Origin of the sequence: Haloarcula sp. 1CSR25-25, assembly GCF_032027985.1 — an archaeon.
Taxonomy (GTDB): Archaea; Halobacteriota; Halobacteria; order Halobacteriales; family Haloarculaceae; genus Haloarcula.
Window position 1 is genome coordinate 587,526 of sequence record NZ_JAHYBW010000001.1, and the last position, 14,031, is coordinate 601,556.

The 14,031-nt window shown below is 65.9% G+C and carries 15 protein-coding genes and 1 tRNA gene; 11 read left to right on the forward strand and 5 right to left on the reverse strand.

Annotated features, from left to right (window positions below; all coding sequences use genetic code 11):
- Positions 1-6: 6 nt before the first annotated feature.
- The gene (locus tag KZ498_RS02880) at positions 7-663 is read right to left on the reverse strand and encodes a hypothetical protein (protein ID WP_312616660.1); all 657 of its coding nucleotides are present in this window, start codon (positions 661-663) and stop codon (positions 7-9) included.
- Between the two features lie 60 nt (positions 664-723).
- Between KZ498_RS02880 and KZ498_RS02885 the strand changes: the two genes are divergently transcribed.
- Positions 724-1,398, forward strand: a complete 675-nt coding sequence (locus tag KZ498_RS02885; protein WP_312616661.1) for an enoyl-CoA hydratase/isomerase family protein — start codon at positions 724-726, stop codon at positions 1,396-1,398.
- Between the two features lie 38 nt (positions 1,399-1,436).
- A complete protein-coding gene (locus tag KZ498_RS02890) occupies positions 1,437-2,162 on the forward strand; it encodes a DUF3105 domain-containing protein (RefSeq protein WP_312616663.1) in 726 nt (241 codons plus the stop codon).
- A gap of 23 nt (positions 2,163-2,185) precedes the next feature.
- Here the strand turns inward: KZ498_RS02890 and KZ498_RS02895 are convergent, their stop codons facing one another.
- Positions 2,186-3,019: an NAD+ synthase gene (locus KZ498_RS02895; protein ID WP_312616665.1), complete on the reverse strand. Its 834-nt coding sequence runs from the start codon at positions 3,017-3,019 to the stop codon at positions 2,186-2,188.
- Positions 3,020-3,225: 206 nt separating this feature from the next.
- Here KZ498_RS02895 and KZ498_RS02900 point away from each other — a divergent pair.
- From KZ498_RS02900 to KZ498_RS02940, 9 genes are all read left to right on the forward strand, one after another.
- Positions 3,226-3,296, forward strand: a tRNA-Gly gene (locus KZ498_RS02900).
- 455 nt (positions 3,297-3,751) lie between these two features.
- Complete coding sequence (locus KZ498_RS02905) at positions 3,752-4,759, forward strand: AAA family ATPase (RefSeq protein WP_312616667.1); 1,008 nt, start codon at positions 3,752-3,754, stop codon at positions 4,757-4,759.
- A 193-nt stretch (positions 4,760-4,952) separates the two neighbouring features.
- Entirely contained in the window at positions 4,953-5,261 is a 309-nt protein-coding gene (locus KZ498_RS02910; protein ID WP_004516108.1) for a 30S ribosomal protein S24e, read from the forward strand.
- Positions 5,262-5,396, forward strand: a complete 135-nt coding sequence (locus tag KZ498_RS02915; RefSeq protein WP_004516109.1) for a 30S ribosomal protein S27ae — start codon at positions 5,262-5,264, stop codon at positions 5,394-5,396.
- A 9-nt stretch (positions 5,397-5,405) separates the two neighbouring features.
- Positions 5,406-7,046, forward strand: coding sequence for a bifunctional N(6)-L-threonylcarbamoyladenine synthase/serine/threonine protein kinase (locus tag KZ498_RS02920; RefSeq protein ID WP_312616675.1), 1,641 nt, complete (start codon positions 5,406-5,408; stop codon positions 7,044-7,046).
- 216 nt (positions 7,047-7,262) lie between these two features.
- On the forward strand, positions 7,263-7,538 hold the full coding sequence (locus KZ498_RS02925; protein WP_312616677.1) for a DUF5808 domain-containing protein: 276 nt from the start codon (positions 7,263-7,265) through the stop codon (positions 7,536-7,538).
- 49 nt (positions 7,539-7,587) lie between these two features.
- Positions 7,588-8,259 carry a non-canonical purine NTP pyrophosphatase gene (locus KZ498_RS02930; RefSeq protein WP_312616678.1) on the forward strand — a complete coding sequence of 224 codons (672 nt, stop codon included), beginning with the start codon at positions 7,588-7,590 and terminating at the stop codon, positions 8,257-8,259.
- A gap of 93 nt (positions 8,260-8,352) precedes the next feature.
- Entirely contained in the window at positions 8,353-9,150 is a 798-nt protein-coding gene (locus tag KZ498_RS02935; RefSeq protein WP_312616679.1) for an SDR family oxidoreductase, read from the forward strand.
- Between the two features lie 131 nt (positions 9,151-9,281).
- Complete coding sequence (locus tag KZ498_RS02940; RefSeq protein WP_312616681.1) at positions 9,282-10,985, forward strand: methyl-accepting chemotaxis protein; 1,704 nt, start codon at positions 9,282-9,284, stop codon at positions 10,983-10,985.
- A gap of 17 nt (positions 10,986-11,002) precedes the next feature.
- On the opposite strand, the gene KZ498_RS02945 is transcribed toward KZ498_RS02940, so the two are convergent.
- From KZ498_RS02945 to KZ498_RS02955, 3 genes are all read right to left on the reverse strand, one after another.
- Positions 11,003-11,479, reverse strand: coding sequence for a hypothetical protein (locus KZ498_RS02945; RefSeq protein ID WP_312616683.1), 477 nt, complete (start codon positions 11,477-11,479; stop codon positions 11,003-11,005).
- Between the two features lie 383 nt (positions 11,480-11,862).
- Entirely contained in the window at positions 11,863-12,528 is a 666-nt protein-coding gene (locus tag KZ498_RS02950) for a TrkA family potassium uptake protein (RefSeq protein ID WP_312616685.1), read from the reverse strand.
- A gap of 57 nt (positions 12,529-12,585) precedes the next feature.
- On the reverse strand, positions 12,586-13,740 hold the full coding sequence (locus KZ498_RS02955) for a hypothetical protein (RefSeq protein ID WP_312616686.1): 1,155 nt from the start codon (positions 13,738-13,740) through the stop codon (positions 12,586-12,588).
- Positions 13,741-14,031 lie beyond the last annotated feature (291 nt).

A 14,031-nucleotide genomic window follows, 5' to 3' on the forward strand; every position in this document is an offset into this window, starting at 1 on the left:
TTCGTATCAGTGGTCGGCGGCGGCCTCGGTCCCGTCGCCGGAGAGCTGTTCGGCCCCGGTGCGGGCCCGGAGCGCGTCGGCGACGTCCTCACCGAGCAACTCGACGTTCGGCGGGAGGCCGTCAGCGGCCAGTTCGGTCGCGTACTCGCGGAGTGTCGGCGTGGGTCGGATGCCGGCCGCGGTGACGCCGGCGACGGCGGCCAGTTCCAGAATGTCCGTTTCGAGCGCGGTGTCGGGGCTCTCCTCGCCGGTGGTCCGGCGGACCGTCTGGTCGTGGCCGAAGGAACGGACGACGGAGACGGCGGCGTCGGCGGCTTCGGTCCTGGCGAGCAGGTAGAAGCCACGCGAGACGAGGATGTCCGCGATGAGGATGTCAAGATTGGCCGTGTCGCGGTCGCCGTTGACCCAGGGGTCGTCGCGGGCCAGCTGGCGAGTAAGCGAGAGCCCCTCGTAGATGAGTTGGACGCCGGCGGCGCGGTCCGCGACGCCGTCGGTCAGATCGACCGGGGGGTCGCTGGTAGCGCCTGCGCTGACGAGCGTCAGGACGCCGGGCGCCAGCGACGCGTCGTCCAGACGAGCGTCGATACGCTCGTGAAGCCGGTCAGGCTCGACATCGTCGACTGCCGCCAACGCCGCTCGGCGAACTGCCGCCACTTCCTCCATTATGAGGGTCTAGCGACGGGAAGGGCAAAGACCTTTGGAAACCACAGAGTCACAGCAAGCATGGTACAGACCACGAGCGGCGACGGTATCCGGACCCTGACGCTCGACCGGCCCGACCAGCGCAATGCGCTCACCAGCGCGGCGCTTCGCGACCTCGAAGCGGCGGTCGAGTCCGCGACCGAGCCAGTGCTGTATCTCCACGGCGCTGGCGAGGCGTTCTGTGCCGGCGCGGACCTGGACGAGGTAAAGGCGCTCGACGCGGAGAGCGCCGAGACGTTCGCGGCGCTGGGCCAGCGGGTCGCCCGGACGCTCGAATCCTACGACGGAGCGGTCATCGCCGGTGTCGACGGCGCGGCGCGGGGCGGCGGCGTCGAGCTGGCGCTGGCCTGTGACATCCGTGTTGCTACGCCCGATGCGACCCTGGCCGAAACCGGGGTCAAACTCGGCCTGTTCGGCGCGTGGGGCGGGACGGCACGGCTTCCAGACATCGTCGGGACCGGCCGCGCGCTTGATATCGCGCTGTCTGGCCGAACGCTCGACGCCGAGACGGCGCTGCAGATGGGGCTGGTCTCGCGGATCACCGCGGAGCCACGAGCCGTCGCCGAAGAACTGGCGACCGTCGACGCGGACGCGCTTCGAGTGCTGAAAGCGCGGATGCGGGACGACGCCGACAGGAAAACGCAGGAACGGCGCGAACAGCAGGCCTTCGCCGACCTCAACGCGACGGTCGAGTAGGAAAGAGTACAAGACGACGCCTCGCATACGGACCGCCAATGGTCGACTGTGAGTACTGTGCGGAATCGTTCGACGGCGACGACGCCTATCTGGACCATCTCGCCGACGCCCACGACGGCGAACTGGGCGCGATTGACCGTCGGCGCGTCGAGGACCATACCGGGGGTGAGGACAGCGACTCCCTCCCGGTCGGAGCAATCGTCATCGGCGTCGTTATCGTGCTCGCAATCGGACTGGTGGCGTACGCGACCCAGCTGAGCGGCGGTGGCGGAGAGAGCGTCGAAGCTGACGGTATCGAGGCCTCGTCACTGGACAGTTCCGGGGCCAGTGACCTGCTGGCGGACGTCGAGCAGTTCCCGAACCGGGGGAACGACCACGTTCAGGAGGGAGCAGAGATCGACTACGAGCGAATCCCGCCGCTGTCGGGGACACACTACGGGTCGACGACTGACGCCGGGTTCTACGAGGAGACCCCAGCGCTCGGCTCGCTCGTCCACACGCTCGAACACGGCGCGGTCGTCGTCTACTACGACCCCGAGGAAATTTCGCCCGAAGCCAGGCAGAGCCTCCGGGAGTTCTCGAGCGTCCACACCGGCACCTGGCGGAGCGTCGTCGTCGCCCCGAATCCCAACGACGACCCGCGGGCACCCTACGTCCTGACGGCGTGGCAGCACGAACTGACGATGGACAGCTACGACGCGGAAACCGTCCACGCGTTCCTCTCTGAGTATCTGGGTCGCGGCCCGGAGAACCCGGTCCGCTGATGACTGAGACGAGGTGACAGAACTCAGTACAGCGGGTCCGGACCCGGCGGCATCGCCCGCTTGTGGGCGCTGGATTCGTACATCTCGCGGACAGTTCCGATGACCTCGAGTGGCACGCCGAGCCAGTCGGCTGTCGCGGCTGCCGGGACGCCGCCGTCGATATGCAGGGCGAGGACCGAGTCGAGCGTGTCGTAGTCCATCCCCATCTCGTCGGCGTCGGTCTGGCCGGCCCACATCTCGGCGCTTGCGGTCTTCTCCGCGAGGTCGTCGGGGACGCCCACGTGTTTCGCCAGCTGCCGGACCTGTTGTTTGTACAGCGCCGCGATGGGATGGCAGTCCACCGCGCCGTCGCCGTACTTCGTGTAGTAGCCGACCAGCGCCTCGCTGCGGTTCCCGGTGCCCAGCACCAGCGCCGCCTCGTGGTTGCCGACCAGATAGTTCAGCACCGCTCGGCAGCGAACCCGGAGGTTGCCGACGGCGAGCTGGTCGTCCTCGGCGTCGGGGTAGGCATCGAGGAACGCGTCGACCAGCGGGTTGATCTCGATGACGTCGTACTCGATGCCGAGCAGGTCGTTGGCCACCCGCTCGGCGTCGCTCATGTTGTCCGCACGGTTGACTTCACTGGGCATCACAAGCCCGTGGACGGCGTCGCGGCCGAGCGCCTCGACGGCCAGATGGGAGACGAGCGTGCTGTCGATGCCCCCAGACAGCCCCATCACGACGCTGTCGACACCGGCAGCGTCGACCTGGTCCTCGATGAACGCGGTGATATGGTCTCGGTGTGCCTCCAGCTCAGCGTCGGAGAACGTCAGATCCAGCGGATTGTCCGCACGAACAATGGATTCGGCCGTTGCCATGGCTACTAGTTGGGCGGACGAAACTAATACCCATCTATCGGCCCGTTATTTTCGGACACGCGTCCAGTCAAAGCGCTACGTTCAAGTGCGGCCGCTGTTCACAGTTCGATACGGGATTTGCAGGTCCGACCGACCTGCAGTCTACCACAGCGCGCCGGTGGTGAGCGATACCGCAGGAATCGCGAGCCTCGGCGCGAGTGCAACAGGCGCCGGTGGTCCAGTGGTAGGACATTGCCTTCCCAAGGCAATAGCCCGGGTTCAATTCCCGGCCGGCGCATTCTGCGACGAACGGACGTGAGTTGCAAACACGGCCTGAAACCGAGCCGTTCAGACAGCGTGCAGTTCGAACTCTACAGGCAGTAGCGGTACGATTCTAGGCACGTAGAATGAAGGGTTATGTGAGTGGCGCCCGTCATGAGTTAACGCATGCCACGACCGTCCACTCGGCCCCACAACCCCCTATTAGAATGTGAGAAGTGCAGCGAGCCGGTGATCAAGACGGCTGAGCAGGAGTTCGCGTGCATCGACTGCGGGTGGCAACCGGACAGGAGCGTGTAGATGCGTAACCCAACACGTTTGTGAGCTACCAGCGTGGTGTGCCGGCAGTGGTCCACAGATTGGTAGCTGCGGCCACCACCGGCCCGGCGTGGTGTTGCGACGGGTAAGCCCAATCGGCGTGAGTCCGTGGACCGCGGGATACTTGTCGGGGCCGGGCATACCCAGTGCCAACAGATGGACGCGCCGCTGTGGACGGAGACACACGCCCCGGAGTTGTCGGATATCCGCCAGCCGAAGGCCCGCGAGCACCTGCAAGGCGCCATCGAGGAGCCGATGAACCTCCTGGTCCACGGGCCGAAAGGGAGCGGAAAGACGGCCGCTGTCCGAGCGTTTGCCCGGGAGGTCCACGGGAACCCCGACGCGGACTTCACCGAGCTCAACGTGGCCGACGTCTTCGACATGACGAAAAAGGAGGTCGCCAACGACCCGCGGTTCGCGTCGTTCATCGACAGCAAGCGCCGCCGCGAGTCCTCGAAGGCCGACCTCATCAACCACGTCCTCAAGGAGTCCGCCAGTTACTCGCCGGTGTCGGGCAGTTACAAGACCATCCTGCTGGACAACGCCGAGGGGATGCGCGAGGACTTCCAGCAGGCGCTGCGTCGGGTGATGGAGCAGTACTACGAGGCGACGCAGTTCGTCATCGCGACGCGCCAGCCATCGGCCGTTATCCCGCCGATCCGGTCGCGGTGTTTCCCGGTCGTGGTGCGCGAGCCGACCCACGAGGAGACGGTGTCGGTGCTCGAGGACATCGTCACCGCGGAGGGCGTCGACCACGACGACGACGGTATCGAGTACGTCGCCGGGTACGCGGAGGGCGACCTCCGGACGGCGGTGCTGGCCGCCCAGACGACCGCCGAAGCCGAGGGCGAGGTGACGATGGACGCCGCCTTCGAGACGCTCAACGCCGTCGAAGCCGACGACCAGGTCGAGCAGATGATGGATGCGGCCGAGGACGGGCGCTTTACCGATGCGCGGTCGACGCTCGACGACCTGCTCGTCGACGAGGGGTACGGCGCGTCCGACATCCTCGACGACATGCTGGACGTGGCCCGGTCACGCTACTCAGGGGACCGGCTGGCCGAGGTCCATCGGCTGGCCGGCGAGACGGACATGGCGCTCGTCGACGCGGCCAACGAGCGAATCCATCTCTCACACCTGCTCGCACAACTGGGGCAGCGGTAGGGGACTACCCGGCCGCTATCGCACTGATAACCCTGTAACGGGCGCAGCTGGCGGCTACAGAGTGCGCCGGTACTGTCGGCGACCCGCAACGAAGACCGGTGGAACGGAGCCGCAGGCGCTCAGCCGTCGAGCCGGCGTCAACCGCTTCGAAATCCTTTTACGCGCTTCGGCGGGTAGATACGGACAACGAACCATGGATATCGACATCATCGAGGAAGACGAAAATCCCATGTTGCACAGAACGGACGTCCGGTTCGAGGTCGTCCACGACGAAGCCACCCCCTCCCGCCTCTCTGTTCGCGACTCTCTTGCGGCCACGCTGAACAAGGACGCCGAGGAAGTCGTCATCCACAAGCTCGACACCAAGTTCGGCATGCGGAAGACGGTCGGCTACGCGAAGGTCTACGACAACCCCGAGTACGCCCGCGACGTCGAACAGGACCACATGCTCGAACGCAACAAGATCGTCGCCGACGGCGAAGAGGAAGCGGAGGAAGCATAGATGCCACACAACGAGTACTACAACGACGACGGCGAGCTCGACCGCGAAACCTGCCCCCGGTGCGGTGACACCGTCCTCGCCGAACACGAGGACCGCCAGCACTGCGGCAAGTGCGGCTACACCGAGTGGAAGTAAGGCCGCCCGATGCGTATTCTGGGTATCGAAGGTACCGCCTGGGCAGCCAGTGCTTCGGTGTTCGAGACGCCGGACCCGGCCCGGGTGACCGACGACGACCACGTTTTCATCGAGACTGACGCCTACGCGCCCGACAGCGGCGGCATCCACCCCCGCGAGGCCGCCGAGCACATGGGCGAGGCCATCCCGACCGTCGTCGAGACGGCCATCGAGCACGCAAACGAGCGCGCTGGTTCGGACAGCGGTCCGCCAATCGATGCCGTCGCCTTCGCCCGCGGCCCTGGACTGGGGCCCTGTCTGCGTATCGTCGCGACGGCTGCCCGGGCGGTCGCCCAGCGCTTCGACGTGCCGCTCGTCGGCGTGAACCACATGGTCGCCCACCTCGAAGTGGGCCGGCACCGCTCGGGCTTCGATTCGCCGGTGTGTCTGAACGCCTCGGGCGCGAACGCCCACCTTCTGGGCTACCGGAACGGCCGGTACCGCGTCCTGGGCGAGACGATGGACACCGGCGTCGGCAACGCTATCGACAAGTTCACCCGCCACGTCGGCTGGTCCCACCCCGGCGGACCGAAGGTCGAACAGCACGCCCGCGACGGGGAGTACCACGAGCTGCCCTACGTCGTCAAGGGAATGGACTTCTCCTTCTCTGGCATCATGAGCGCCGCCAAGCAGGCCGTCGACGACGGCGTCCCGGTAGACGACGTCTGTCGCGGGATGGAGGAGACCATCTTCGCGATGCTGACGGAAGTCGCCGAACGGGCGCTGTCGCTGACTGGCGCCGACGAACTGGTGCTTGGCGGTGGCGTCGGCCAGAACGACCGCCTCCAGCGGATGCTCGGCGAGATGTGCGAGCAACGCGGCGCGGCTTTCTACGCCCCCGAGAACCGCTTCCTGCGGGACAACGCCGGGATGATAGCGATGCTGGGCGCGAAGATGTACGCGGCCGGGGACACCATCGCCATCGAGGACTCGCGCATCGACTCGAACTTCCGGCCCGACGAGGTGGCCGTCACCTGGCGGGGGGCCGAGGAGTCGGTAGACAGCTATCGAGCGGGAGACGACGAACTCCAGGGCGCGGAGGCGACCGTCCGCTTCGACGGCGACCGGGTCATCAAGGAGCGCGTGCCCCGGAGCTACCGCCACCCGACGCTCGACGAGCGCCTGCGGACCGAACGCACCAGACAGGAGGCCCGGCTCACCAGCGAGGCGCGCCGAACCGGCGTTCCGACGCCGCTGGTCCGGGACGTGGACACCCAGGAAGCCCGCATCGTCTTCCAGCGGGTGGGCACCGCCGACCTCCGTGAGTCGCTGTCCGAGGACCGCGTCGCGGACGTGGGTCGCTGGCTCGCTCGCATCCACAATGCCGGGTTCGTCCACGGCGACCCGACGACGCGGAACGTCCGGGTCGGCGGCCGTGGCGGACAGGGCGACCGGACGTTCCTCATCGACTTCGGCCTCGGCTACTACACGCAGGAGGCCGAGGACCACGCGATGGACCTCCACGTCCTCGCACAGTCGCTCGCCGGGACCGCGGACGACCCCGAGACGCTGCTGTCGGCCGCCGAAGACGCCTACCGGACCGAGAGCAACCACGCCGACGCGGTGTTTGCCAGTCTCGACGATATCGAGGGTCGGGGCCGGTATCAGTAATATAAGAACTATCGGAGGTGCTGAGTCGGGGTCGGCGGAGCAAGCATACCGCGGTCGAAGACCGCGGTTTCACGCGAATCGCTACGCGATTCGCGCATTTTTCGCCCACGTTTTTGCAAGAGAGGGTGCCCGCAGGCCGCCCCGCGGCCGAGGACACCCCTCGCAGCAAAAAGGTGGTGGACAAATGGTTTAACCTCGGCCCGAATACAGTCTGGTATGGCAGAAAAACCTCAGTCGGGTACGTTGTTCGGTATGCCGTACAACTTCGAACGACCGAGCCTCAAGCGGCTGGTGTCGGCCTATTGGAAGCCGGGCGATGACATGCTGGTGGAGAAGCCCTTCGGCATCGGCTACACGCTGAACCTGGCGAACTGGCGCTCGTGGGTCGTCCTGGCAGTCGCCGGCGTGATGCTGTATCTCGAACGCGGCGGCGACGAGGCGGAGTTCGAGTCCGAGAGCGAGGACGAGCCGGTCGAAGTCGTCGTCGACTGACCGGCCACCGTTTCGACGGCTCTTTTATCGCCGGTCGCCGTGTGCCGGTATGCTCAATTTTGTCACGACCAACCCCGGGAAGGTCCGGGAGGCGACCGAGTATCTCGACGACGAGGTCAGCCAGTTCGACTTCGACTATCCCGAGGTCCAGGCCGACGACCTGAAGACGGTCGCGGCAGAGGGGGCGCGGGCGGCCTACCGCGCGGCGGACGGGCCGGTCATCGTCGACGACGCGGGGCTGTTCATCGACGCCTTCGACGGGTTCCCCGGGCCGTACTCCTCCTACGTCGAGGACACCGTCGGCGTGGAGCGCGTCTGGCGCATGACCGAGCCGGAGGACGACCGGGCGGCGGCGTTCAAGACGGTCATCGCCTACTGCGACGGCGAGGGGTTCGAGGCGACGCCGGACCCGGGCGGTATCGACCGGGAGGACCGGCGCGGACAGGACCTGGCGGCCGACGACCGCGGCGCGGCGACGACGGACGAGCAGGTCCACGACGGGGCTGGCGAACGGAACAGCGCGACAGTGCCGGTAAAGCTGTTCGAGGGGCGCGTGAACGGCGAAATCGTCGCACCGCGCGGCGAGGGCGGGTTCGGCTTCGACCCCGTTTTCGAGCACGATGGAACGACGTTCGCGGAGATGAGCACCGAGCAGAAGAACGCGATCTCCCACCGCGGGCGAGCGCTGGCGAAGTTCGCGGAGTGGTACGGTGAGCGGTAGCGAACCGTCCGTCGAGGGATGCAGCGCATCCCTCGGAAGTCCCAGCGACGAGGTCGCTGGAACCCGAAGCGACAACTGTCGCGGAGTGGTACGGTGAGCGGTAGCGACGTGCCGGTCGTCGGTACCGGCGGCACCGCGTTGATAACCGGTGCGTCGGCGGGTATCGGCAGAGCGCTGGCACAGGAGTTCGCCACACGGGGACACGACGTGGTACTGGTCGCCCGGCGCGAGAAGGAGCTAGAGCGACTGGCCGAAGACCTCGAAGCGAGAGGGGTGACGGCGACGCCGGTCGCGATGGACCTCGACCGCGCGGCGGCCGCCGAAGACCTGTACGAGGAGGTAGATTCGCGCGGGCTGGCTGTCGACGTACTCGTCAACAACGTCGGCGTGGGGACCTACGGCCCGTTCGCGGAAAGCGACCTGGCGGCAGAGCAGACACAGCTGCGGCTGAACGTTGTGCTCCCGGTCGAACTGACCCGGCTGTTCTTAGAGGAGTTCGACGACGGCGGCGCAATTATCAACATCGGTTCAGTCGCCGGGTTCCAGCCGGGGCCGAACCTCGCCGGCTACTACGCGAGCAAAGCGTACATCAACAGCTTCAGCGAGGCGCTGGCCGAGGAGCTCCGGGAGACACCCGTAGACGTGACAGTGGTCTGTCCCGGCCCGGTCGACACAGCGTTTCAGGAGCGTGCGGGCATGGCGGACTCGACCGTCGGAGCGGTGACCTCGAACACGCCCGAAGCGGTCGCAACGGCGGCCTACGAAGGGGCCGCCGCTGGCGAGACAGTCGTGATTCCGCGGCGGTCGATGCGGTTCGTCGACCGACTGGTCAGGGTGACGCCGCGCTGGGTCGTCCGGCGCGTCGCAGCAGTAGTCAACCAGGGCAGATAGAGCGTTATTCCGAGACTGCAAACGGTTCCCGTGTACGCAGCTCCCCGCGCTTGACTGTCTACGACCGCTTCCTTTTCAACATTCGAGAATCAGACTGGAACCTTATTAAACGCTGTAGGAAAACGATGGGTATGCTCACAGACCCGGTCGGACAGTACAAAGCGGTGATACGTGAATCGCTCGAACTTTTCGGCGTCGCCGGCTCCGTCGAGCGGAAAGTGCTCGCAGCCGTCGGTCTGCAGTTCGCCGCTTCGGTCGCGCTGGCGGTTGTCTCCCTCGTCGCCAGCGGGACTGTCCGGTTAGTCGTTACGGGAGTGTTGCTCGCTGGCGCTATCGTCGCCTTCGCCAACACGGTGTTCATCACCCGCGAGGACTTCGTCGAACCAGTCACGGCGATGGCCGCGGGTGCGGACCACATCGCGGCCGGCGAACTCGACGTGGAACTGCCGGAGAGCGAGTGCGAGGATGAGGTCGCCGAACTGCTCTCGTCGTTCCGGTCGATGCAGGCCTATCTGCTGACGGTGTCCGAGCAGGCCGACGCGCTCTCCCGACAGGAGTTCGACGCCGACGTCCTCGACGAGGACGTGCCCGGGACCTTCGGACAGTCCCTGGAGAAGATGGCCGCCAGCATGGACGACTACACGACCGAACTGCAGGCGATGACCAGCGACCTCGAACGGCGGTCCCAGGCGCTCAACGACCTCGTCATCGCCTTCGGGGACGCCGCCGAACGGGCCAAGGACGGGGACCTGACCGCCACTATCGACGAGGACTTCCAAGCCGACGACGAGCAGTTCGACGCCGTCGTCGAGAACTACAACGACCTCGTGACCACGCTGGGGGAGACGGTCGCCACCGTCGCCACGTTCGCCGAGGACGTCGACGAGACGAGCGACCACGTCACGAGAAGTATCCAGGAGATCGACGGTGCGAGCGACGAGATCTCCCGGTCGATACAGGAGATTTCGGCCGGGGCGAGCCAGCAGGCGGCCCGCCACGACGACGTCGCCTCGGAGATGAACACGCTGTCTGCAACCGTCGAAGAGATCGCCGCGACCGCCGAAAACGCCGCCGAGACCGCCGATCAGGCGACACAGCGTGGACGAGAGGGGCGCGCGGACGCCGAGCAGGCCATCGACGAACTCGACGAGATGGAGGCCCGTATCGACGATATCGCCGTCGCGGTCGAGAGTCTGGTCGACCAGATAAGCGAAATCGACGACATCGTCGAGGTCATCACGGACATCGCCGAGCAGACCAACATGCTCGCGCTGAACGCCTCCATCGAGGCGGCCCGCGCGGACGTGGGCGGTGACGGGTTCGCCGTCGTCGCCGACGAGGTGAAGACGCTCGCAGAGGAGACCCGCGACGCCGCGACGGACGTGTCGGACCGCATCGACGCGGTCCAGCACGAGGCCAGCGAGACCGTCAGCGACGTGGAGGCGACGAACCAGCAGGTGACCGACAGCGCCGCGACCATCGAGTCGGCGCTCCGGGACTTCGAGGACATCGTGGACGTCCTCGGCGAGGTCAACGCCTCGATTCAGGAGATATCGGGGGCCACCGCCGAGCAGGCAGAGACCACCCAGGAGGTCGTCGACATGGTCGACGAGGTCGCGGCGGTGAGCGAACAGACCAACGAGGAATCAGAGGCCGTCGCCGCCGCGACCGAGGAACAGACCGCGACTATCACCGAAGTGACCACCGAAGTACAGGAGATGGCGGCCCAGACCGACGACCTGCGTGAGGTGCTTTCGGAGTTCGAGGTTGCCGAGGACGCGGCTGAGGCGTCGGGGACGGTGTCCACGACGGCCGTCCCGCCAGCCGACGACTGAGCGGAGACGGCCACACGCTACGCCCGTGGGTCCCGGTCGGGACCGGGATACTCGCCGTCTTCGACGACCGGGTACAGCGATTCCGGGTCGAACAGGCGGGCGAAGGCGTCCGGCGGTCTGATACTCAGGGCCATGTGACGGTTGAGCGACGCGCTGGTCCGGGCGCTTCGCAGCTCTGTATCGTAGGAGAGCAACTGCTGTGCGCCGCCCCGGTACGCCGAGGCCAGTGCGGGGTGGTCGCCGGCCGGGTGGTCGACGACCTCACAGTCGGCTTCGACCCGCGCCCGCCAGTCGGCCGCCAGAGCGTCGTCGGCGAGGTCGGCGATGACGGCGGTCGCATCCGCTAACAGGTGGTCACTCGCGACCAGTGTGACCCACGAGTGGCGGCGGATATGATCGATAGCGGCACGGGCATCGCTGTCTGGTCCACACAGCAGGTCGGCAGCGAGGACGTCGGCGTCCGCGACCACACGCGCCGGCGACGGGTCACGCATCGCCGTCGTCCTCCGCCCGGTGTTCGTCGAGGGACGCACAGACAGCGTCGACGGTGGTCTGGTGGTCCGCCGCACGTTCGAACAGCGTCGCCCAGGTCATACCAGGGGACAGTGGGCGAACGGGCAAAAAGCCGTGCCGTCTGTCGTCCGTCGGCTGCCTGTCTGACGGGCATTTATATCGACCGGTAGCATTTCAACCGGTACGGGTGCGCTTCCACGGCTCCAGTGGCTGTCGGTGACACTGCGTGCCATCCTATCCTCCCCAGGCGCGCCCGGACACCGCGATCCTCCCTTTCGTATTCCACTTCCCCGGCGTTCCTGGAGAGTAGCCAACGCTATCGATCTGAAAGTACTACGAAATGCGGTGCGCAGTCCCGGGGGTCTCAGGCCGACGCGTCGCCCCGGAGCGTCGCCCGAACGTCGTCCAGCCCACCGGGGTCAGCCATGATGGCGACACTGTCACCGGGTTCGATTTCGGTCTGTGGGAGCGGAATCGTCATCGGTTCGTGGTCCTTCCCGTGTGCGTAGATGCGAGCGTCGCCGGGAAGCTCAACCTCGACGACCCGTTTCCCGACGAACGGTGAGCCGTCGGGGATGCGGATGCTCGCGACCGAGAGCTGTTCGGTCAGGTCGGCGAGGACGTTGAAGTCACCGCCAAGCAGTGCCGTCTTCGCGCCCGCCGCGCCCAGCCGCTCGGGGTAGATAATCTCGTCCACGTCAGCGGCGTACTTCTCGTAGATCTCCTCGCGGTAGTCGGCGTCGATCCGCAGGACGGTCCGACAGCCGAACTCCTTGCCGATCATACAGGCGGTGAAGTTCGTGTTCAGGTCGCCCGTGAGACCGCCGATAGCGTCCGCGGTCTCGATGCCGGCGTCGATGAGGACGCTCTCTTCGTTGCCGTCGCCCTGAATCGTCTCGAACCCGGTCTCCGTGGCGCGTTCGACCTTCACAGGGTCGTTGTCGACGATAACAACCTCGTGGCCCTCGCTCTGGAGAATCCGTGCGGTCCGGATACCAACGCGGCCATAGCCAACGATAACGAACTTCATGGACTACGGTACGACGGCCATCATTAAAAATGTGAACGGGTGACAGGGTGGCGCCGGTTAGCCTTCTGTCGTTCCGGTCTCTTCGGTGCCAGCACCGTCTTCGGTCTGCTCAGCCTCGGTACCGTCTTCGGTCTGCTCAGCCTCGGTACCGTCTTCAGTCTCTTCGGTCTGCTCGGTTTCGGTACCGTCCTCGGTCTGCTCGGTCTCGGTACCGTCCTCGGTCTGCTCGGTCTCGGTACCGTCTTCGGTCTGCTCAGCCTCGGTACCGTCCTCAGTCTGTTCGGTTTCGGTACCATCTTCGGTCTGCTCGGTCTCGGTACCATCTTCGGTCTGCTCGGTCTCGGTACCGTCCTCAGTTTCCTCGGTCTCGGTACCGTCCTCGGTCTGCTCAGTCTCGGTACCATCCTCAGTCTGCTCAGCCTCGGTACCGTCCTCGGTCTGCTCGGTCTCGGTACCGTCCTCAGTCTGCTCAGTCTCGGTACCGTCCTCGGTCTCTGTCGGCTCCTCAGGCACGACAGCCTCTTCGATAGTGATTTCGGCGAACGCACCGTCGTCACGCGTGAAGACGCTGTGGACGTACGTGTCCGGTTCGACACCGGTCGTGTCGACGGTGAACGTCACGTCAGTGGATTCGTTCGCGTCGAGGGTCACGGACTCGGAGGCGAGCGGCTGGCCACCGAGTCTGAACTCGACGGTCTGGGTCGTATTGAAGTCGTTCGGGTTGGCGACGGTCGCGTCGACGGTGATGTTGTCACCGGCGGTCGCGTTCGTCGGTGCGTCGAGGCTCTCCAGCGTGAACGAGTCGGAGACGGTGACCGCAGCGACCTGTCCGTCGTCGCTGGTGAAGACACCGTGGCGGTAGTCACCGGGTTCGATGCCAGTCGTGTCCGCCGAGAACTGGACGGTCGCGCTCTCGTCGGGTTCGAGCGTGACGAGCGTCCGGTCGACGACGGCACCGCCGAACCGGAACGCCACGGATTCAGTCACCGTGGCGTTCTCGTTGTTCGTGACCGTCGCGGCCACATCAGCGGTCGAGTTCGGTGCGACGCTCTCTGGGGCGGTCAGGGAGTCGACGGCGACCCCTGTGTTCGCGGCTTGTTCTGACGGCGATTCCTGTTGCGCTGTCACGCCCGGTACAGCCCCGACCTGTGCGGTGAGGCCGCCGACGACGAGTAGCGCAGCGAAAACGGCGAGTGTGCGAGTATTTATCATGATTCGGTCATGCAGTGATCGGAAGGCAATGCGAACGATGCAACGGGGGAACGACACATAAACCAGCGAGACAGTTCAGCAGAATATAATGACCTGCTAAGCTCCGTCCCGGTACCGCCGGGTCGAGAAAATGAGACTGAGCGACACGTCCCCGTCGGTAAATTGTTTTGCTGGTCATTAAGCTCTCGACAGGTAAGGAAGCGGGACGCACTGAAATGTCGGAAATCGACCGATATGGCCGCCAAATCCGGATAGCTATGTCATTAGCTGACGCACAAACGAGCGTCGCAG